Annotated in this window: 1 protein-coding gene; it reads left to right on the top strand. The window is 60.1% G+C overall.

Annotated features, from left to right (window positions below; all coding sequences use genetic code 11):
• Positions 1–44 precede the first annotated feature (44 nt).
• Positions 45–273 (top strand): hypothetical protein (locus tag SB724_RS20085; protein WP_410572596.1); only part of this gene is annotated, 229 nt, incomplete at its 3' end.

The raw sequence follows: 273 nt of genomic DNA, 5'->3' as shown, positions 1-273 counted from the left end.
GATCGGGCCTGTCAACGTTCCACCCTTCCCTATGGCGTCCGGCAATGAACTACCGTGAAGCCCGCAAGATAGCGAGGAGGGCGGAACACGCGTTCAGGTTGCCGCACGACGCCACCATCCAGCTCATCCATGAAAAGCTGGAGCGAAAGCGCGGCAGGACGATCACAGTGGCGGAGCTACCCGAATTGGCCGGCGAAGAGATCTGCGGGATTTGGCTTATCTGTAAGGACCGCGACATCATCCTCCACGCTCCGACCCAATCGGACTGGCATC

Origin of the sequence: Bacillus sp. SIMBA_031 (genome assembly GCF_046535225.1) — a bacterium.
Classification (GTDB): Bacteria; Bacillota; Bacilli; order Bacillales; family Bacillaceae; genus Bacillus; species Bacillus velezensis.
The sequence above is the reverse complement of the archived record's forward strand: the minus strand, read 5'-3'. Positions and strand labels throughout refer to the sequence as shown.